The sequence below is a fragment of the Streptomyces sp. NPDC017676 genome, from assembly GCF_044329325.1.
Lineage (GTDB): Bacteria > Actinomycetota > Actinomycetes > Streptomycetales > Streptomycetaceae > Streptomyces.
Genome location: NZ_JBIRJA010000011.1, coordinates 1 through 18,822 on the forward strand (window position 1 = coordinate 1; position 18,822 = coordinate 18,822).

Consider the following 18,822-nt stretch of genomic DNA (forward strand, 5'->3'; position numbering starts at 1 on the left):
CGGATGGTGGAGTTCTACCGCAGCCGGTACGCCCACTACGGGCACGGCACGCCCGAGCAGGCGATCGTCGGGCTGGGCGGACAGGTGTTCATGCGCCGCAATTCGCAGGACGCGGTGCGGGAGTTCCGGCCGTACTTCGACAACGCCCCCGTCTACGGGCACGGGCCGTCGCTGGAGGACTTCAGCGAGCAGACCCCGCTGACCGTGGGCTCGCCGCAGCAGGTGATCGAGAAGACGCTGTCGTTCCGCGAGTACGCCGGTGACTACCAGCGCCAGCTGTTCCTGATGGACCACGCCGGTCTGCCGCTGAAGACCGTGCTGGAACAGCTCGACATGCTCGGCGAGGAGGTCGTGCCGGTGCTGCGCGAGGAGTTCGCCAAGGGACGCGGCGCCGACGTCCCCGAGGCGCCGACGCACCGGTCGCTGCTCGCCGCGAAGAACACCCAGGACGCGCAGGACGCCCAGGACGCGCAGGGCACGCAGAACGCGCAGGAGAAGAAGGAGGAGAGCAGCGTATGACCGGGCGTATGAAGGTGGTCGTGGTGTCGGCGGGGCTGAGTGTCCCCTCCTCCACGCGGCTGCTGGCCGACCGGCTCGCCGCCGCGGTGAACCGTGCGACGCCGGTGGACGTCGAGGTGGTCGAGCTGCGTGACCTCGCCGTGGAGATCGCGCACAACTTCACCAACGGGTTCGCAGGGAAGGCGCTGGCCGCCGCGCAGGACGCGGTGACGCGGGCGGACGGGCTGATCGTGGTCACGCCGGTGTTCAGCGCCTCCTACAGCGGGCTGTTCAAGTCCTTCTTCGACGTGCTGGACAAGGACGCGCTGGTGGGCAAGCCGGTGCTGATCGGCGCCACCGGCGGGACCGGGCGGCACTCGCTGGTGCTGGAACACGCGCTGCGGCCGCTGTTCGCCTACCTGCGGGCCGTCGTCGTCCCCACCGGGGTCTACGCCGCCTCCGAGGACTGGGGCGCCGAAGGACTCGCCGAACGGACCGACCGGGCCGCGGCGGAGTTGGCCGCGCTGATGCCGTTGGCTCCGCGGCGGGGGGAGGAGACCGTTGTGCCCTTCGCCGAACAACTCGCGGCACTCCAGCGCTGACCTCGCCCACCCATCCACCCACCCGGCTCGGCCGACTGAGAGGTCGCCGTCCCGGGTGGGTGCCGGCTCGGTCGGCTGAGTGGTCGCCGGTCGTGGTGGTGTCGGCTCGACCTGTCGAGAGGTTGCCGGTCGGGGTGCATGTCGGGACGGTTGGCTGAGATGTCGCCGTCTCCCTCAGGTGCCGGCTCGGTTCGCCGGGAGGTGCGGTGGTAGGGGTGGTGGCGAGCCGGTCGGTCCAGGGTTCCGGGGGTTCTGGCGGTTGCCTCTGTGACGGTGAGAGGCGGGTAAAAAGGGTGATCGCAGGTCCAGCGGGCCCGGTCGAACCGCCGGAGGCCTTGGCAGACTGGGGATGTGCCCCAGACTGTGCTGCTCGCTGAAGACGACCGTGCCATCCGTCATGCCCTGGAGCGTGCCCTGACGCTGGAGGGGTACCACGTGACGGCGGTCGCCGACGGCGTGGAAGCGCTGGCGCAGGCGCACCGCAACCCGCCGGACGTGCTGGTCCTCGACGTGATGATGCCGGGGATCGACGGGCTCCAGGTGTGCCGGGTGCTGCGCGCCGAGGGGAACCGCACGCCCATCCTGATGCTCACCGCCCTCGTGGAGACCGCCGACCGCATCGCGGGTCTGGACGCCGGCGCCGACGACTACGTGGTCAAGCCGTTCGACGTCGAGGAGGTCTTCGCCCGGCTGCGCGCGCTGCTGCGCCGTACCAGCCCGGTGCCCGTCCCCGGCGGCGGTCCGGAGGGCCCGGTCCGGGAGGCACCGGTCTCCTCCGACCGGCAGGTGGAGGCCGCCGGGCTCCGCATGGACCTCCAGGCCCGCCGGGCCTGGCGCGGCGGGCGCGAGCTGGAACTGACCCGTACCGAGTTCGAGCTGCTGGAACTGCTGGTGCGCAACGCCGGCATCGTGCTGGACCACTCCACGATCTACGACCGCATCTGGGGCTACGACTTCGGCCCCGGCTCCAAGAACCTCGCCGTCTACGTCGGCTATCTGCGCCGCAAGCTGGACGAGCCCGGTGCCCCGCAGCTGATCCACACCGTGCGGGGCGTGGGTTACGTGCTGCGGGAGGACTAGGTGGGCCGCCGGTGGCTGCCGGACCGGCCCCGGCCGAAGCTGGTCTCCCTGCGCACCACCTTCGCGGTCTCCTTCGCGGCCGTCACCGCCGCGGTCACGATCCTCGTCGGCATCATGTCGTACAACTCCGCCGCGCGGCTCGTCCGGGTGGACCAGCAGTCGGTGTTCACGCAGGTCGTGCAGGACGTCCAGGACGAGGTACGGCAGCACACGATGGGTCCGGAGGACTTCTCCTCCTCCCGTCCGGGGCACGATCTGGTCCGTCCCGCCCGCACCGACGTCCAGGTGCTGGGCGCGCAGGGGCAGATCATGGACCACGGCAGCCCGGTGCTGCCGGTCACCTCCCGGGACCGGTCCATGGCCCTCGCGCGGACGGCCGGGAAGGTGGTCGAGCACAAGGACGTACGGGTGGACGAGGACCTGTTCCGCATCGCCACCGTGTCGCTCGGCGACGGGCGGGGGGCCGTCCAGGTCGCGCAGGAGTTCAGTGACACCGAGGATCTGCTGAGGGCGCTCCAGCAGCGGACGCTGATCCTGATGGCGGCGGTCGTGGTGGCGGCCGGCCTGTTCGGCTGGTGGCTGGCCCGGCGGATCACCCGGCGCCTGGTGATCCTGACGTCGGCCGCCGAGGACGTCGCCCGCACCCGGCAGCTGGGCATCCAGGTGCCGGTGGCCGGGCTGGACGAGGTGGGGCGCCTCGGCCGCGCCTTCGACCGGATGCTGGGGCGGCTCGCGCAGTCGGAGGAGGACCAGCGCAGGCTGGTGCAGGACGCCGGCCATGAACTCCGCACGCCCCTGACCTCGCTGCGTACGAACATCTCGCTGCTGCGGCGGATCGACGAACTCCCGCCCGCCACCCGGGAGGACCTGGTCGCCGATCTCTCCCAGGAGGCCCGGGAGCTGACCGACCTGGTCAACGAGCTGGTCGACCTCGCCGCCGGGCAGTCCGACAGCGAGCCGCCCCAGCGGGTGGACCTCGCCGACCTCGCCGAGGACGTCATGGGGCTGGCCCGGCGCCGCACGGGGCGGGAGATCGTGCTGCACGCGAGCGGTGACACGACGACCGACGGGCGGCCCGGGATGCTCCAGCGGGCCATCTCCAACCTGGTCGAGAACGCGGCCAAGTTCGACCGGGACGGCAAGGCGCCGATCGAGATCGGCATCACGGGGCCGGCGCGGCCGGGGACGGTCCGGGTGGAGGTGCGGGACCGGGGACCGGGGATCGCCGAGGGCGACCTCGTCCGGATCTTCGACCGCTTCTACCGTGCCGCCGACGCCCGCTCCCTGCCCGGCTCCGGCCTCGGCCTGTCCATCGTCCGCGAGGTCGCCATGTCCCACGGCGGAGCACCGTTCGCCTTCCGCCGGGAGGGCGGCGGAGCGGTCATCGGCTTCACGGTGGGCGGCGGGATCGTCCCGGGCGGCGGCAGCGGTACCTGACGGGCGTGGGCGGCGCGGTACCTGACGGGCGCGGGCGGGCCTGGGCGTGGCCGTGTCCCGGTGAGTACGGGTACCTATCCCGGGGCGGGTAGGTGCGCCCATCCGCCCGCCGGGCCCGCCGCCGTAGCGTCGCCGTATGCCCGAGGAGACCGCACCCACCGCACCCACCGCACCCACCGCACCGACCGCCACGCCCGACGCCGGGACCGCGTCCGGGGGTCCCGCACCCGCCGGGTCCGCAGCCCGTTCCCTCGGCCTCGGCTGTCTCGGCTGCGCGGGGCTGCTGTTCGTCGCGGTGGTGGCTCTGTTCATCCAGCTCACCTGGAACGCGGAGGACGGGACGGACCTTCCCCGGGTCGCGCCCGAGAAGATGGCGGACCGGGTCTTCGGGCACTCCCAGGAGGCGTACGACGTCCTCGGGTTCACGCGGACGGTGCCGCCGGGGGTCGAGCGCATCGGCGTCAGCACGGAGAACACGGTGGACGCCGGCTACTGCTACGACGGAGGGCTGCTGGGCCTGGAGGACAAGACCGTCGACGGCGCCTACCGGATGTCCCACTCCTGGGCGGTGGACCACGTGCCCGCCGGCCAGGCCGTCCCCGGCTTGCGCCGGCTGCACCAGCGGCTCAAGGACGACGGCTGGAAGGTCTCGTCGTACCGCGAGGGCGGGAAGGACAAGGACTGGTCGCTGTTCGTGCGGCGGGACCACGAGGACGAGCGGATGTCCTTCACCTGGGACCCGGACCGGCAGTACTTCGTCGGCGGCACCACCGCGCCCTGCGTCTACGACCCCGGGTGGACGGACGACGGCACGGACTCCTACTCCCCCGGTGACGCCGTCGACTCGGTGCGGCCGCCCGCCATGTGGCCCGGGAGGCTATGAGCGGCCCGGCAGGGTGAGGAAGCCCTCGGCGCGGGCGCTCGCCAGGCCGATCCTCGGGATGTCGCTGCTCTTGGCGAAGAGCAGGAAGCGGGGTTCCCACACCGGTCGGTACTTGGCGTTGGCCCGGTAGAGGGACTCGATCTGCCACCAGCGGGAGAAGAAGGTGAGGGTGGAGCGCCACAGGCGCAGCACCGGGCCGGCCCCGAGGCGGGCGCCGCGTTCGAAGACCGAGCGGAACATCGCGAAGTTGAGGGAGACGCGGTCGATCCCCAGCCCCTTCGCCTGGAGGAGCAGTTCGACGACCATGTACTCCATCAGGCCGTTCTCGCACGCGCGGTCGCGGCGCATCAGGTCCAGGGAGAGGCCGCGTTCGCCCCAGGGGACGAAGCTGAGCAGGGCGCGGGGTTCGCCGTCCGCGTCCCGGCACTCCAGCATCACGCAGCGTCCGTCGGCGGGGTCGCCGAGGCGGCCGAGGGCCATGGAGAAGCCGCGTTCGGTGGCCCCGTCGCGCCAGTGGTCGGCGCGGTCCACGAGGACGGCCATCTCCTCGGCCGGGATGTCCTCGTGGCGGCGGACGCGGACCGTGTATCCGGCCCGGCGGACCCGGTTGCGGGCCTGGCGGACCACGCGCATGGCCCGGCCTTCGAGGGTGAAGTCGGCGAGGTCCACGATCGCCTCGTCGCCGAGTTCCAGCGCGTCCAGGCCGTGCCGGGCGTAGACGGTGCCCGCCTCCTCGCTCGCACCCATCACGGCCGGGGTCCAGGCGTGCCGGCGGGCTTCGGCGAGCCAGGCGTCGATGGCGCCGGGCCAGGCCTCGGGGTCGCCGAGCGGGTCCCCGGAGGCGAGGCTGACCCCGCCGACGACACGGTAGGCGATGGCCGCCTTGCCGCTGGGGGAGAAGATGACGGCCTTGTCGCGGCGCAGGGCGAAGTAGCCGAGGGAGTCGCGCTCGCCGTGACGCTCCAGCAGGTCGCGCAGCCTGTGTTCGTCCTCCGCCGCGAGCAGGCAGGCGCCGCGCGGGGCGCGGAAGCAGGCGTAGAGGACCGCGAGGAACGCCACGGCCATCAGGATGTTGACGAGGACGTCCACCCAGCGGGGGGCCTGCACGGCGGTGACGTGGTCGGCGAGCGGGCCGACGCTGATGCCGCGCAGCAGGGTGTAGGCGATCTCGTCCTTGAGGCCGGCGCCGGTGACCTGGTTCGTCGCGTGGACCAGGAGCGTGCCGAGGCCGCCGCCGACGAGGGTGCCGCCGATGCCGGTGGCGAGGGCGAGGCGCGGGTTGGAGCGGTCGCCGATGGCGTCGAACTCGCGGCGCCCGAGCAGCAGGGCGGCGACGAACAGGCCGGTGAGGGCGGTGGAGACCCAGTTGAAGGCGTGCTCGCGGTAGGGGGCTCGGGTGAGGGCGACGGCGTAGAGGCCGAAGAGGGGGCCGGCGAGGAGGAGGTTGAAGAGCCAGGCGGCTCGTTTGCGCCGGCGCATCACCACCGCGAGGAACAGGGCGAGGGCCGCCGAGACCAGGCCGGCGGTGGCCAGGTACGGGGTGAAGTACTCGCCCGCGTTGTGTTCGTGCACCTCTTCGCGGAAGGGGAGGGACACGACCGCCGCGAGGTTCAGCACGGCCAGCAGGCGCAGGTACCAGACGGTGGCCGTGGCGGCGCGGGTGCGCAGCCGGTGGTCACCGCCGATGCGGAGCAGGCGGGGGGAGAGGACGCGGACGGCGCGGCGGGGAGCGGGGATCCGCGGCGGGACGGGGGACGGCTGTCGTGCGGTGGTCGTCCGCTGTTCGGACGTCGTCTGTGGTGCGGGCATGGTGACTGGTCACCCTTGGGGACGGGGACGGGGCACCGCAGACCCTACAGCTTGTAGGGTAACGGGCGGGCCGGAATCCGCACAGCGGCGCACAGCCTCCCTTCGCGCGGCGGCGCTCAGTCGCGGCCTCCGCGCCGGGCCGCCGTCAGCAGCCAGGCCAGGTTGCCCACCGCCGCCCCGGCGGCCACCGCGGCGACGATCACCCCGCCGGTCGCGAGGCCGTCGCTGAACAGGTGCGGGCGCCGGTCCAGGCTGTGCAGGCCGAAGCCGCACAGCTCGTACACGCCGACGGCGGCGATCACCAGGCTGACGATCAGCACGGTCAGCGTCGGCGCGAGACTGCGGGCGCAGACCTCCGTGCCGGGCTCCGCTTCCGTGGTGTCCTGCATGGGTCCCCCGTTGAACAGACGTGTGAACAGCCCGGTGGCCGTCGGCGCTTGGGAACCTACAATACGTAGGGTCGGTTAGGGTCGACGCCGTGCGGATCTACATCAGCGTGGACATGGAAGGCGTCACCGGACTCGTCGACGCCGACGACGTCCAGCCCGGCGGCCGGGACTACGAGCGGGGCCGCGCCATGATGGCCGAGGACGTGAACGCCGCCGTCCGGGGCGCGCTGACGGCCGGCGCGGCCGACATCCTGGTCAACGACGCCCACGGGCAGATGCGCAACCTGCTCCCCGAGGCGCTGCACCCGGCGGTCCGCCTGGTGCGCGGCAGGCCCAAGCAGCTGGGCATGCTGGAGGGGCTGACCGGGGAGTACGACGCCGCGCTGTGCGTCGGCTACCACTCCCGGGCCGGTGCGCCGGGCGTGCTCAGCCACAGCTTCATGGGCCACGAGATCGAGGACATGTGGCTGGACGGCCGCCCGGTCGGCGAGATCGGCCTGGCCCACGCCACGGCCGCGGCCCTCGGGGTGCCCGTGGTGGCCCTCACGGGTGACGACACGGCGTGCGCGGAGATGGCGGAGTGGGACGCCTCGGTCGTCACCGTCCCGGTGAAGTACGCACGTGACCGGTTCGCGGCCGAGCTGCGGCCGGGGGCGGAGGCACGGGGAGCCATCGAGGAGGCGGTCGCCCAGGCGCTGTCCCAGGCCCCGCCCCGCCCCGCACCCTCCACCGCCGAGGCCACCCTGACCGTCCGCTGGCAGTCCGCCTCGGTCGCCGCCACCCTGCTCGGCATCCCCGGCGTGACCGCCGAAGACCCCAGAACGGTCCGGGCGACCGGCGAACTGCCCGCGCTGTACCGGCAGTTCGGGGTATGGATGCGGGTGGCGGCCTCGCTCACCAACCAGCCGCCGTACTGCTGACGCCCGTCGGCCGGCCGCTCGGCGGGCACGCGGCTGCGTGGCCGGCCGGTGTGGCGGGGGTGGGCCGGTGTGGCGCTGGAGGCGGGGGTGGTGATGGCGCCGGTGGCAGGGGCGGCAGGGGTGCGGTCGCCGCGCTCGGTGGCACGGTTGGCACGGGTGCGGTCGCCGCGCTCGGTGGCGGTGGCGCGCGTGGCGCGGGTGGCACGGCTGGCACTGGCGCGGTCGCCGCGCTCGGTGGCGCCGGTGGCACGGGTGGCGCGGGTGCGGTCGCCGCGGTGGGTGGAGGCGCGGGCGGTGCCGGGTGCGGTCGCCGCGGTGGGGGGAGGCGCGAGCGGGCCGGGTGCGGTCGCCGCGGTGGGGGGAGGCGTGGGTGGTGCCCGGTGCGGTCGCCGCGGCGGGAGCTGGGCCCGGCCCGCGGCTGATCGACCGCCGGCCCGTGCTCGCCGCCGGCGTGCGTGGGCAAGCGCCCGCGGATGTGAACGCGCACCCGGCTCCCCTTCCCGGCACCGCCGACGTAGCCTGCCGACGCTTCGCTGCATCAGCCGCCGAATGGGAGTGCCCGCGTGACCGAGCCGACCGCCCCGGACAAGAAGCCCTTCCTGTACGTCGTCGTCTGCGCGAGCGGCGTCGCGCCTGGCGTCGGCAGACTCATCGCCGCCGCCCAGGAGGCGAACTGGGACGTCGGTGTCGTCGCCACACCCCAGGGCCTCGGTTTCATCGACGCGGAGGCGGTCGAGGCCCGGACCGGCTACCCGATCCGCTCCGCCTGGCGCTCACCGGGAGACCCGCGCCCGCTGCCGCCCCCGGACGCGATCGCCGTCGCCCCGGCCACCTTCAACACGATCAACAAGTGGGCCGCCGGCATCTCCGACACCCTGGCTCTCGGCATCCTGTGCGAGGCGTACGGCATGGGCATCCCGACCGTCGCCCTGCCCTACCTGAACTCCGCCCAGGCCGCTCACCCCGCCTACCGGCAGAGCCTGGACCGCCTGCGCTCGATGGGCGTCCTGATCGGCTCCTCCGTACCCCACCGGCCGAAGGCCGACGGCGCGGCGGACCGCTTCCGCTGGGAGGAGGCCCTGGAGCTGCTGGCCCCTGTCGTCAGCGCGGTGCGCTGACGCCGGCCTCGGCGCCCGCCGCCCGGCCGGACAGGCCGCGCCACCTTGGGGACAGCGCGCTGCCGTGACCGCCCGCTGGACGTATGGTCCGTATATGAGTGCCGCCTGGTCCGGCCGGCGCGGAGTCGCGCCGCCGGAGCCGCCCTCTCGCCGCCGGTGTCCCCGCACAGGGGGGTGAAGCGTGTCCGACACGGCCGCTGAACCTCGTTCCCCCGGCTCCGGACCGGACGCCGTGGACTCCGTCCTGGACCACTGCGCACGCAAGACCGGTGCCTACGCCGGCGCGGTCTACGTCCTGTCCCCGGACGGGCAGGTGCTCCAGCTCGCGGTGCTGAGCGGGATCTCCCGGCGGATCGCCTCGCCCTGGGCACGCGTTCCACTGCAGGCCGCGAGCCCGGTGAGCGACGCCGTACGGCAGGGCGTCCTGGTGTGGATCGGCAGCCAGGAGGAGCTGGCGCGCCGCTATCCGCAGCTGGCGCTGGTCCTGCCGCATCCGTTCGCCCTGGTCGCCGCGCCGATCAGCACCGGCGCACGGACGTGGGGCGGCCTGGTGCTGCACTGGTCCAGCGCGCACCCTCCCACGCTGGGCACACAGGAGCGTGCGGTGATCGCCGACGCCTGCGGCCCCGGCATCGACATCGAGGAGGCGATCACGGCCTTCGCCGACCAGCTCGCCCACGCGGGGGACCAGCCCATGGACGCCCTGGCCGGCACCCTCATCACCCACGCCCGGCACACCGTGTCGCGCAGCGACGACGTCGCCCTGCTCCTGATCAGCCCGCGACGGGACATGTGACCACTCCCGCCTTACGCACGTGCCCCTTCCGCGCCGCCTCAAGGGCCACGCCCGGCTGGGGAACGTGCGATGGGTCGACCGCTCGGTACCTCTCCCGCCACACGGCATCCGCAGGCTCCGTAGCGCCGTTCTTGTCAGGCTGACAGGAACCCAAGTACCTTAAGCAGCATGCAAGATGACATGTGGTCACCACCGCCTGTGCTGTTGACGGTCGACCTCGTGATCCTGACGCTGCGTGAGGGGAGGTTGTGTGTCCTGCTCGTGGAGCGAGGCGAAGATCCTTTCCGGGGCATGCAGGCTCTGCCTGGCGGATTCCTCAATCACGCCGGCGAGGGGATCCTGGACGCCGCTCATCGTGAGCTGAGTGAGGAAACCGCTCTGACTGCGGGGGCGGTGCATCTCGAACAGCTGGGCATCTATGGGGACGTGGGCCGCGACCCTCGCGGACGAGTCGTTTCCGTGGCCCACTTGGCGATCGCACCCGGACTCCCCGAACCGGTGGCGGGAACCGATGCGGCGGATGCCGCGTGGGTCCCCGCGGAATCCGTCCTGTCCGGTGAGGCGCGACTGGCCTTCGACCACCGCCGGATCGTTACGGACGGAATCGAACGCGCGCGTACCAAACTCGAATCCACAGCGCTGGCCACAGCGTTCTGCGGAGAACTCTTCACCATCGCCGAGTTGCAGCAGGTGTACGAGGCGGTTTGGGGCACCGAACTCGACACGCGGAATTTTTATCGGAAAGTCCAGGCCGTTGAGGGATTCATCGTTCCCGCCGGATCGGGACGCAGGAGTACGGGAGGACGGCCCGCTCGGCTGTACCGGCCCGGACCGAAGACGGTGTTGTTCCCACCATTGATGCGACCTGTGCCGCCCGCAACGGAAGAGGACACGAGAGAAGAAGGGGAATAGATGTCGAAAGACCTGGTGGTGATTCTCACCGCCCTCAATGTCGAGTACCAGGCCGTACGTCGGAAACTGGCTGGTCCGCAGGTGCACCGCCATAAGCGCGGGACGCTGTTCGAGGTGGGAACCGTGCAGGGCACTTCATGCCGTATCGCGCTCGGGCTGACGAACAAAGGCAACCATTCCGCCGCAGTGATCGCCGAGCGTGCGATTCAGGAGTTCTCGCCGGTGGCCGTGTTGTTCGTCGGCGTCGCCGGTGCGCTGTGGGACACCGCCAGGCTGGGTGACGTGGTGATGGCGACACACGTGTACGCCTACCACGGCGCGACCAGCGAGGACGACGGGACCAAGGCCCGTCCCAGGGTATGGGAGACGGCGCACGGTATCAGCCAACTCGGCTCGCATCTGGCTCGCGCGAACGACTGGGCCGACGACACGCGCGGTCATGGGCGCGCGCCGCGGGTGCGCTTCGGTGCGATCGCCGCCGGCGAGGTCGTACAGAACTCGAAGATCTCGGCCGAGGCGCGGTGGATCCGGCAGCACTACAACGACGCGCTCGCCATCGAGATGGAGGCCGCCGGTGTGGCGCAGGCCGGTCATCTCAACGGGGCACCGGTGGCCATCATCCGGGGAATCAGCGACCGAGCGGACGGCACGAAGAGCAGCGCCAACGACCGCAACTGGCAGCCACGAGCCGCGGCGAACGCAGCGGCATTCGCAACACGGCTCGCCGTGGAACTGGTGGGGGAGCAGGAGCAGATCGCAATGTCCCAGGCAGACACGGCGCCTACAGCCGACAGACTCGAAGAACACGTCAGCAACACCGCCCACAACAGCACCGTCGGCATCATGGCCGGCTCCGTCAAGGGCAGCAGCGTCTACGTGAACGCGGACACGAAGGTGACCAGGCCGGCGGACCTGGTCGCGGAACTGGAAGCCTTCCGTGGAAACCTGAAACGTCACCATGCCGAGGGCGTCCTCGACGAGGACACCTACCGAGAGGCACTGGCCGAGCTGGGCTTCGCGTGCCGGGCGGCAAGGGAGAACACCGCCGAGCGGTCCAAGAGGGCCACCATGGCGCTCAAGAGGTTACGCGGTCTGATCGCGGACTGCCCCGAGCTGGCGGCCATGCTGGCGCCCTTGGTTGTTGCGGCAGGTGACCTGACATGATCGACGGCAGCCATGTCACGCAGAATTCGGCCGCATACGACTCCACCGTCGGAATCCAGGCCGAAACCGTACACAACTCCAACGTCTACTTCGTCCATCCTGATGCATCGCCTCAGGAGAAGTACGAGGTCGGTGTGCGGTTCCTTCAGGACGGCATTCCCAGCCGTGCTCGCGACATGATCAGTGACGCGATCGCCCACGGACACGACAGCGCGGAGGTCCGTTTCCACGGGGTGCTCGCCATGCTCAGTGGACGCGCCTACCACGACCTCAGCACCGAAGAACTCCGGTGGCTGCACGAAGCCTCCGGGCGCGTAGGGGACTACGCCGAGGGAGAGTGGAAAGACGCTCTGCGCGTCGCTTTCGAACTGCTGGCGACGCTCAGCACGGTGGACGGCGAAGCAGGACGTGTAGTGGAGCGGTTGCGAGCGCTGCCACCTCGCCGACGGGACGAGATCCTCCACCACCTTGACCTCGTGCTCACCGGAGGGCTGAAGGACAGCCTGTGGGCCGAGAACCGCGAGCGGGCCGAGGCGGCTCGCTTCGGCAACGGCCGGATCCAACGGGTCTGGGCCTATTTCGAACCCGACCCCATCGGGCCGCGGGCCCTGCCGCCCCGCCCGAGCACCGCTGCCGCCGCCCAGGCGGCCATCCCGTTCCGAGTCGGCCTGTTCGTCGTCGTCACCGCGTTTCTCTGCGTCTTGTCCCTGGTCGCGGATCCGGCCGCGGCAGCCATCGAGTTACTGGTGGCACTCGGTGCGGGCGCGACCGCGACTCACTTCGGTAGCCGCTGGTGGTACCAGGAACACCAACTAAAGGCCAGGAACCGTATGTTCCAGGTACCGCACACGCGCGATCCCGCCTCTCCCGGGGATGGATTCACCAACCGCGTCCGCCATTCGTTCGACCACTACTTCAGTGTGCGTGTGCCACACGGACTGGCCCCGCACGAATGGCTCGGTCTTACTGTCCACATCCGCGACAGCCTCGTAGCCGAGATCGCGGTTCTCTACCGCGAGAGCCGAATCAGCGTGGACCGGGTCACCTGGCTGATTCGCCATCTCGCCGAGGACGCCCGGGACCGGTACAGCAAAGGCACTCTGTTCGATCGCCGCCACCAGAACCAGACGTCGGCGTCGGCGAAGACGCTGTGTGTGGTCGCCCTCATCGTTCTCGGCTTCACGACTCTGGCCCTGCTGGGCACGGTGGCCTCGGGTGCCGGTGCGTCGCACATGGGGCTGGCCGTCCTGGCCGTGGTGGGCGTGGTCTGGTCCGGACGTGCGGCTGCGTCCTCGTGGCTGGAGGCCCGGGGTGAGGAGCGCCGGCTGGCCGAGGAAACCCAGGAGTACCAGGAGCGGCTGGCCGCGCGGCAAGCCGCGTACCAGAACTGGAAGTCGTTTTTGGACGCCACGCGGCCCAGCGAGATGGAAATGGAGACCTGGCTCACCTGCGACAAAACGCTGTTCGTCGACGAAGCACTCCGCCACTACCAGCTCACCTGGCGCGACCTGATCACGCACACCATCCTGGTGACACCTGCACACCCCTGCAAGCGAGGGCGTGCGAAGGGAGGTCCCTGGCGGTACTCGCGCTACAGTTTCCGTGTTTTCCTCGTCACGCAAGGCGGTGTTCGCGAAATCAGTGCGGAATTCGATTTCACCGACGCCAGACGGGGAAACAGACACCGAAGCAACTATCGGTTCGACGCGTTGTCCTCCGTGCAGGTCACGGAACGCAGTCAAGTCGGCTACGACCTGGAGCTCGTCCTCACCAACGGGCCGGCCAGGAATATCCGTGTCGCAGACGCCGACACGCATCAAATCGCGCCGGACGAGAACGCCCAGGAAATCTCCGAAATCAACCTGAGTGCGGCTGGCTTCATTCACACCTTCCGCCTCCTGGAAGGAATCGCGGCGGACGGAAAGGGTTGGATCGACCGAAACAACCCCGACAACGCGCCGTCCTTCCGTGCTGCCGACTGAATTTTTCGAGCCTTCGGTGCGGGCAGGGGCCGGAGCGCCCGATCACCCTGCCCGTCCACTCATCAGCCCAGCCGGGACCCGAGGTGAGGAGTGCCCGTGGCCGCAGAGGATGTCACCGAGAGCAGACTGCTGCTAGCCGAGTACGACCGCATAAAGGAGGAGCAGAAGACACGGATAGGATTCCGGGACAACCTGCTCTACTTCACGCTCGCCGCGGTTACCGCAATACTGGCGATCGCCGTCCAGAGCGGGCAGGCACAACTCCTGCTCGCCGTTCCTGTGGTCTGCCTGGTCCTGGGCTGGACCTACCTGGTCAATGACGAGAAGATCTCAGCGGTCGGCTGCTACATCCGCGACCAGCTGGGACCGCGGCTGGCCGAGCTCAGCGGGGCTCACGGCGCAGTGTTCGGCTGGGAGACCTACCACCGCGACGATGCGAGCCGCACCACGCGCAAGCGGCTGCAGAACGTCATGGATCTGCTCACATACGTGGCCTTGCCCATGATCTGCGTGACCAGTTTCTGGTGCTCTCCCGCCGTCCGTCCTGCACTTGTGGCCGTCTCCCTCGCACAGACACTGTCCCTTGCCGTACTGGGCTGGCAGTTCCTCCGCTATGCGGAGCGGTAGTCACGGCGAAGGGTGAGTCCTTCGGCACCGTGGCTGGTGAGGCACTGACGCCGAGACGAAGCAGATGCTCGGCGACAAATCAAGGCGACCCTGGGCGCCCATACCCGGCCGGATGAAAGACGTCGGCACGAGTTCTCCACTCCGGCACCCTCGTCCGTGCCGGGCGCGTCCCGGATTCAGAGGTGGGTCACCAGGGCATCTCACCGTGGCGGTCGCGGAAGGCTCCGGTCGGTCCGTCCGGCCCGATGGTGGCGAGTTCGACGATCGCGTCGGTGCCCTCGGTCACGGTCTGCGGGCCACTGTGCCCGTTGAAGTCGGTCGCGGTGTAGCCCGGGTCGGCCGCGTTCACCTTCACGTCCGGCAAGGACTTCGCGTACTGCGTGGTCAGCATGGTCACGGCGGCCTTCGACGCCGTGTAGAGCGGCGCGATGGCCCGGCCCTCGACGCGCCCGGTGTCATGGGTGGCCGCGAACGACCCCATGCCGCTGGACACATTGACGATGACCGGGTTCGCGGACCTGCGCAGCAGAGGCAGGAACGCGTGCGTCACCCGGACGATCCCCACGACGTTGACCTCGAACACCTCGCTGGCGTCAGCGGCCGTGATCTGGTCGGCGGGGTGGTGTGTGCCGAGGACGCCGGCGTTGTTGATCAGGACGTCGATGCCGCCCTCGCGAGCCTCGACGTCGGCGGCGGCCGCAGTCACCGACGCGTCGTCCGTCACATCGATCTGGACGAAACGGGCACCGAGTGCGTCGGCGGCCGCCCGGCCACGCTGTGGATCACGAGCGCCGACGAGGACGGTGTGACCGGCCTCGATCAGGCGGCGGGCGGTCTCGTACCCGAGGGATTTGTTGGCTCCTGTGATGAATGTCGTCGTCATGCGTTCACTCTCCGCCCGTGACGAGAGGACAACCAGTGCCCCCTGCGACGGTAGGACGGCCAGTACCAGGCACATCGGCCGTCCGGCGGACACAATGGCCGAGTGGACGAGACCCTGGGCACGGCACTGCGCCGCTGGCGCGACCGGCTTTCTCCCCTCGACGTCGGGCGGCCTTCGCGGCCCGGACGCCGTGCGGTGGGGTTGCGACGCGAGGAGCTGGCCGAGCTCGCGGGGCTGTCGGTCGACTATGTGGTGCGGCTGGAGCAGGGCCGCGCCACGAGCCCTTCGGCGCAGGTCGTCGCGAGCCTGGCCAGGGCCCTGCAACTGCAACCCGCGGAGCGCGATCACGCCTACCGGCTGGCCGGCCTCCTCCCTCCCAAGGAGGGGACGATCTCCACGCATGTGCCGGCGGGGGTCCAACGGATGCTGGCCCGCCTCGGGGAGTTCCCCGTGGGCGTGTTCAGTGCCGACTGGACCCTGCTGTCCTGGACTCCCGCGTGGGCGGTGCTGCTGGGCGACCCCAGCGCACGGACGCTCGTCGAGCGGAACCTGGTGCGGGCGGTCTTCGCCGCGGGGCCCTCGGGGCTCGCGTCCTGGCCCGTGCTCCAGGACGGCGACGCCCTCGGCCCCGCCCTCGTGGCCGATCTGCGCACGGCTCTCGTCAACTATCCCGACGACCGTGGACTGACCGACCTCGTCGCGGAACTGCGCTCCACCAGTGCGGAGTTCACCCGGCTGTGGGACGAGGGTGCGGTCGGTCCGCACGTCTCGGCCCGCAAGACCATCGTGCACCCCCAGGTCGGCGAGGTGACCTGCGACTGCGACGTGCTCACCGTCCCGGGCTGCGACGTCCGCCTCGTCGTCTACACGGTGGCGGCGGGTTCCGCCGACGCGGAGAAGCTGGAGTTCCTGCGGGTCACGAACGGCGTCCGCGCCGACGGCTCCGCGCCTTCGGGGCCTGGCCTGTTCTCCAGGCCGTGACGTGACCGGGGGCCGGCCCTGGCGGACCGGTCTGTCCGGTGACGGCCGCGGACACCGCCGAGGCGCCGCCCTCGTACTCCCATGCCTCGTCCGGGTCCAGTGCCTGGTCGGTGGGGGAGACGGCGTGCCGGGCCGCTTCCGCGGCGATCAGCGCGCTCGCGGTCAGGAGCGGGCCGCCGTGGTCGGATCCGGCTGCCATCAGACGAGCCGCCGACTGCGCCCCGGTCTCGGGCGGAACGACGAGGAGATCCCAGCGCCCGGCGCCGTAGGAGAGCAGCAGCAGCTTGTGCGGGTCGATCTCCGACGTGAACCAGCCGACCTTGACGATGTGCCCGCTCACGGGGATCTCGCGGGGGATGACCGGCCAGTGCTCCGGGTTGACGGCGATACGGGTGATGCGGCCCCACAGGGGGTCCAACACGTCCGTGAGCGCCGGCAGTTCACTGAGCAGGTCCCGGGACCGTGGCCACCAGGCTCCGTCCAAAAGCCCGCGGGAGGCGCCGTCGGTCTTCAGCGCGAGACGCGTGGCCGGGGCTGCGACGGGCTCGGGGTCCGGCAGCGTGGGGTACAAGGTCGCCGACATGATGTGGACCCGTCTCCGGGCCACCTCTGCGGCGGCCCGGGTTTCATGCTTCGCCGGGGACGACCCGGCGTGGAAGCCGGTGTGCGAGATGCCCTCGGTACTGTCCACACTACTCCGCGTTCACCGGCGGCGAGGGCGGTGGTCGCGCGGATGTGCGGTACCTGCCGCCGTGCAACGGTGAGGGACGGAGGGGACGAGAGGTCAGCCGCGCCACTCCACCATGAGCAGCGTCGCGTCGTCGCTGGTATGTCCGCCCCGCGCCCGTTTGAGTGTGTGGGACAGGGAGCGCGTCACCGCCCGGATGCCGCGGCCGGTCCTCTCCAGATGGTTCACACAGTCGATCAGCTGGTCCTCCCCGAACTCCTCCCCGCCGCTCTTGTGTTCCTCGACCACTCCGTCGGTGAAGCAGAGGACTCGGTCCCCGGGCACCAGCCCCAGTTCGCTCACCCGAGGCTCCGAACCGCCCAGGCCGACGGGAAGGGTCGGCGGGGCGACCAGACGCTGTGCGACGCGGTGGTCGCGGACGAGGATCGGCGGCGGGTGTCCGGCGTTGACCCACTGCACTCGTCCCGTCGTCGTGTCCAGCTGCAGCATCTGCGCGGTGACGAAGTGCTCGGGACCGAACTGCTCGGCCACGGCGCGGTCCATGAACGCGTAGATCTCCGGCAGTCCGATGCCGGCGCGGCGGGCGTGGCGGTAGGCGCCGATGGCCACGGTGGCCATCGTGGCCGCGTCCAGTCCGTGCCCCATCGCGTCGATCATGACCACGTGGAGGACGTCGCCGTTCAGCGCGTAGTCGAAGCTGTCGCCGCCCACGTCGTAGGCGGGTTCCAGGATCCCGGCGACGGCGACCCGGGGCATGATCATGGCCAGCGGTGGCAGCAGGGACCACTGGATCTCCGCGGCGACGCTCATCCCCTCATCGCGTCGGACGTCGAAGAACAGGTCGGAATAGCCGTGCTTGGTCACCAGAAGGTCGGCCACCAGGCCGGAGATTCTGAGCAGCAGGCGGCGGTCGTCGTCATCGACGCTGTCCAGCGTCACCGCCATGACCCCCACCTGGTCACCGCCGTCCAGCAGGGGCAGATGGACCCGGACGCCGTCCTCCTGGGGCACCTCGACAGGGACGGCGTCGAGAAAGCAGCGGCCCGCCTCGGAGTCGTCGATCACCTGGGGTTCCCCGCCGGTGAGTCCCTCACCGGGCAGCGGTACGAGCACCAACTGGCCGTAGTCCTGCAACAGCACCTGCGGACGGCGGCCACCGAGCCGGTCCACCACGTCGGCGACCAGGGGCCCGATGAGATGCGGCGGGAGTTCGTGCGCGCTGTCGAGGATCTTCCCGAGGAGCGCTTCCCCGAGGCTCTCGGACCGGTCCGGGCGCCGTCCTGCCGCCATCCCCTCACCTTCCGCGGTCACGCTTCGGGCGGGGGCGGGCCGGGATGACAACGGATCTGTCGGTGCCATGGCTCCATCATGCGGTCGTGGATGCCCGGCCCGCCGGTCGGGCGTAGCCGGCCGGGCTGCTCACCTGGGTCCGGCTCCTCCTTCCGACTCCCATGCGTCCTGTCCGTCGAGGCCGCTCTCGGCGAGCGCCAGCAGGCGCGGAGCCGGCAGTGGGTTCGCGGGGTCGGCAGCAGCGGTCAGCAGCCGGGTGGCCACTCGGGCCGGCTCGTCCGGGGGGATCACCAGCAGTTCCCAACGCCCCACGGTGCCGCAGTCCACGGTGATGGCATGCGCCTCGGCGGCGGAATCGGTCAGCACCACCTCGATCACGTGGCCGGGTGCCATCACCTCCCGCGGGGCATCGGGCCAGGCGGCCGTCCCCACGGTCACGCGGGTGACGGTGCCGATGCCCGGATCCAAGGAGCCGACCAGTACGGGCAGCTCCAGTTCCAGTGCGTCGCAGCGCGGCCACCATGCGCCGTCCAGCGGGCCATGGCTGACGTCCGGCGTGAGGCGCAGCCGGGGCAAGGGCATGCGATAGGAGTGTCCGTCACCTGGTGCCGTACCCTCGGCGGGCTTTGTGATGGCGTTCATCGTGCGATCCCGTTCCGGGCCGTGCGGTTTCCGGCTGCCCGTGTCTGTCGCTCGCCGGGAACGGCGCCACCGTCATTGTGCGCCCGGAAGTTCTCGGTATGTCTCAGATTACTCCCGGCTG

Annotated in this window: 18 protein-coding genes and 1 pseudogene; 13 read left to right on the plus strand and 6 right to left on the minus strand. The window is 70.9% G+C overall.

The window, feature by feature from the left end:
* The 5 genes and pseudogenes from ACH4LD_RS24025 to ACH4LD_RS24045 all read left to right on the plus strand — a co-directional run.
* Positions 1-519: pseudogene (locus ACH4LD_RS24025) on the plus strand (5,10-methylene tetrahydromethanopterin reductase); the annotation flags it as partial.
* Between the two features lie 8 nt (positions 520-527).
* Positions 528-1,100 (plus strand): FMN reductase, encoded by a 573-nt coding sequence (locus tag ACH4LD_RS24030; protein WP_398056612.1) that lies wholly within the window; start codon positions 528-530, stop codon positions 1,098-1,100.
* 351 nt (positions 1,101-1,451) lie between these two features.
* Entirely contained in the window at positions 1,452-2,180 is a 729-nt protein-coding gene (locus tag ACH4LD_RS24035) for a response regulator transcription factor (protein ID WP_398056602.1), read from the plus strand.
* Positions 2,181-3,617 (plus strand): HAMP domain-containing sensor histidine kinase, encoded by a 1,437-nt coding sequence (locus tag ACH4LD_RS24040; protein WP_132787164.1) that lies wholly within the window; start codon positions 2,181-2,183, stop codon positions 3,615-3,617.
* Between the two features lie 136 nt (positions 3,618-3,753).
* On the plus strand, positions 3,754-4,500 hold the full coding sequence (locus ACH4LD_RS24045) for a hypothetical protein (RefSeq protein ID WP_398056601.1): 747 nt from the start codon (positions 3,754-3,756) through the stop codon (positions 4,498-4,500).
* Here the strand turns inward: ACH4LD_RS24045 and ACH4LD_RS24050 are convergent.
* Together ACH4LD_RS24050 and ACH4LD_RS24055 are read right to left on the minus strand one after the other, a co-directional pair.
* Positions 4,495-6,309 (minus strand): phosphatidylglycerol lysyltransferase domain-containing protein, encoded by a 1,815-nt coding sequence (locus tag ACH4LD_RS24050; protein ID WP_398056600.1) that lies wholly within the window; start codon positions 6,307-6,309, stop codon positions 4,495-4,497. The two genes, ACH4LD_RS24045 and ACH4LD_RS24050, sit on opposite strands and share 6 nt — an antisense overlap.
* A gap of 116 nt (positions 6,310-6,425) precedes the next feature.
* Positions 6,426-6,698, minus strand: a complete 273-nt coding sequence (locus tag ACH4LD_RS24055; RefSeq protein WP_398056599.1) for a hypothetical protein — start codon at positions 6,696-6,698, stop codon at positions 6,426-6,428.
* Positions 6,699-6,787: 89 nt separating this feature from the next.
* Between ACH4LD_RS24055 and ACH4LD_RS24060 the strand changes: the two genes are divergently transcribed.
* The 7 genes from ACH4LD_RS24060 to ACH4LD_RS24090 all read left to right on the plus strand — a co-directional run bounded on the left by ACH4LD_RS24060 (position 6,788) and on the right by ACH4LD_RS24090 (position 14,217).
* Positions 6,788-7,618, plus strand: a complete 831-nt coding sequence (locus ACH4LD_RS24060; RefSeq protein ID WP_398056598.1) for a M55 family metallopeptidase — start codon at positions 6,788-6,790, stop codon at positions 7,616-7,618.
* A 563-nt stretch (positions 7,619-8,181) separates the two neighbouring features.
* On the plus strand, positions 8,182-8,736 hold the full coding sequence (locus ACH4LD_RS24065) for a flavoprotein (protein ID WP_398056597.1): 555 nt from the start codon (positions 8,182-8,184) through the stop codon (positions 8,734-8,736).
* Between the two features lie 181 nt (positions 8,737-8,917).
* The gene (locus ACH4LD_RS24070) at positions 8,918-9,532 is read left to right on the plus strand and encodes a hypothetical protein (RefSeq protein ID WP_398056596.1); all 615 of its coding nucleotides are present in this window, start codon (positions 8,918-8,920) and stop codon (positions 9,530-9,532) included.
* Between the two features lie 168 nt (positions 9,533-9,700).
* Entirely contained in the window at positions 9,701-10,444 is a 744-nt protein-coding gene (locus tag ACH4LD_RS24075; protein WP_398056595.1) for an NUDIX domain-containing protein, read from the plus strand.
* Positions 10,445-11,608 carry a purine phosphorylase gene (locus ACH4LD_RS24080; RefSeq protein ID WP_398056594.1) on the plus strand — a complete coding sequence of 388 codons (1,164 nt, stop codon included), beginning with the start codon at positions 10,445-10,447 and terminating at the stop codon, positions 11,606-11,608.
* The gene (locus tag ACH4LD_RS24085; RefSeq protein ID WP_398056593.1) at positions 11,605-13,590 is read left to right on the plus strand and encodes a hypothetical protein; all 1,986 of its coding nucleotides are present in this window, start codon (positions 11,605-11,607) and stop codon (positions 13,588-13,590) included. The genes ACH4LD_RS24080 and ACH4LD_RS24085 overlap by 4 nt, the downstream gene beginning before the upstream one ends.
* Positions 13,591-13,686: 96 nt before the next feature.
* Positions 13,687-14,217: a hypothetical protein gene (locus tag ACH4LD_RS24090; RefSeq protein ID WP_398056592.1), complete on the plus strand. Its 531-nt coding sequence runs from the start codon at positions 13,687-13,689 to the stop codon at positions 14,215-14,217.
* A 187-nt stretch (positions 14,218-14,404) separates the two neighbouring features.
* Here ACH4LD_RS24090 and ACH4LD_RS24095 read toward each other — a convergent pair whose 3' ends face one another.
* Positions 14,405-15,100, minus strand: a complete 696-nt coding sequence (locus ACH4LD_RS24095) for an SDR family NAD(P)-dependent oxidoreductase (protein ID WP_398056591.1) — start codon at positions 15,098-15,100, stop codon at positions 14,405-14,407.
* 102 nt (positions 15,101-15,202) lie between these two features.
* Here ACH4LD_RS24095 and ACH4LD_RS24100 point away from each other — a divergent pair, with 102 nt between their 5' ends.
* The gene (locus ACH4LD_RS24100; protein WP_398056590.1) at positions 15,203-16,081 is read left to right on the plus strand and encodes a helix-turn-helix transcriptional regulator; all 879 of its coding nucleotides are present in this window, start codon (positions 15,203-15,205) and stop codon (positions 16,079-16,081) included.
* Here the strand turns inward: ACH4LD_RS24100 and ACH4LD_RS24105 are convergent.
* The 3 genes from ACH4LD_RS24105 to ACH4LD_RS24115 all read right to left on the minus strand — a co-directional run bounded on the left by ACH4LD_RS24105 (position 16,017) and on the right by ACH4LD_RS24115 (position 18,701).
* Positions 16,017-16,772, minus strand: coding sequence for a DUF5994 family protein (locus ACH4LD_RS24105; RefSeq protein WP_398056589.1), 756 nt, complete (start codon positions 16,770-16,772; stop codon positions 16,017-16,019). The genes ACH4LD_RS24100 and ACH4LD_RS24105 overlap by 65 nt on opposite strands.
* Positions 16,773-16,865: 93 nt before the next feature.
* Positions 16,866-18,059, minus strand: coding sequence for a PP2C family protein-serine/threonine phosphatase (locus tag ACH4LD_RS24110; protein WP_398056588.1), 1,194 nt, complete (start codon positions 18,057-18,059; stop codon positions 16,866-16,868).
* A gap of 129 nt (positions 18,060-18,188) precedes the next feature.
* A complete protein-coding gene (locus ACH4LD_RS24115; RefSeq protein WP_398056587.1) occupies positions 18,189-18,701 on the minus strand; it encodes a DUF5994 family protein in 513 nt (170 codons plus the stop codon).
* Positions 18,702-18,822: the final 121 nt, after the last annotated feature.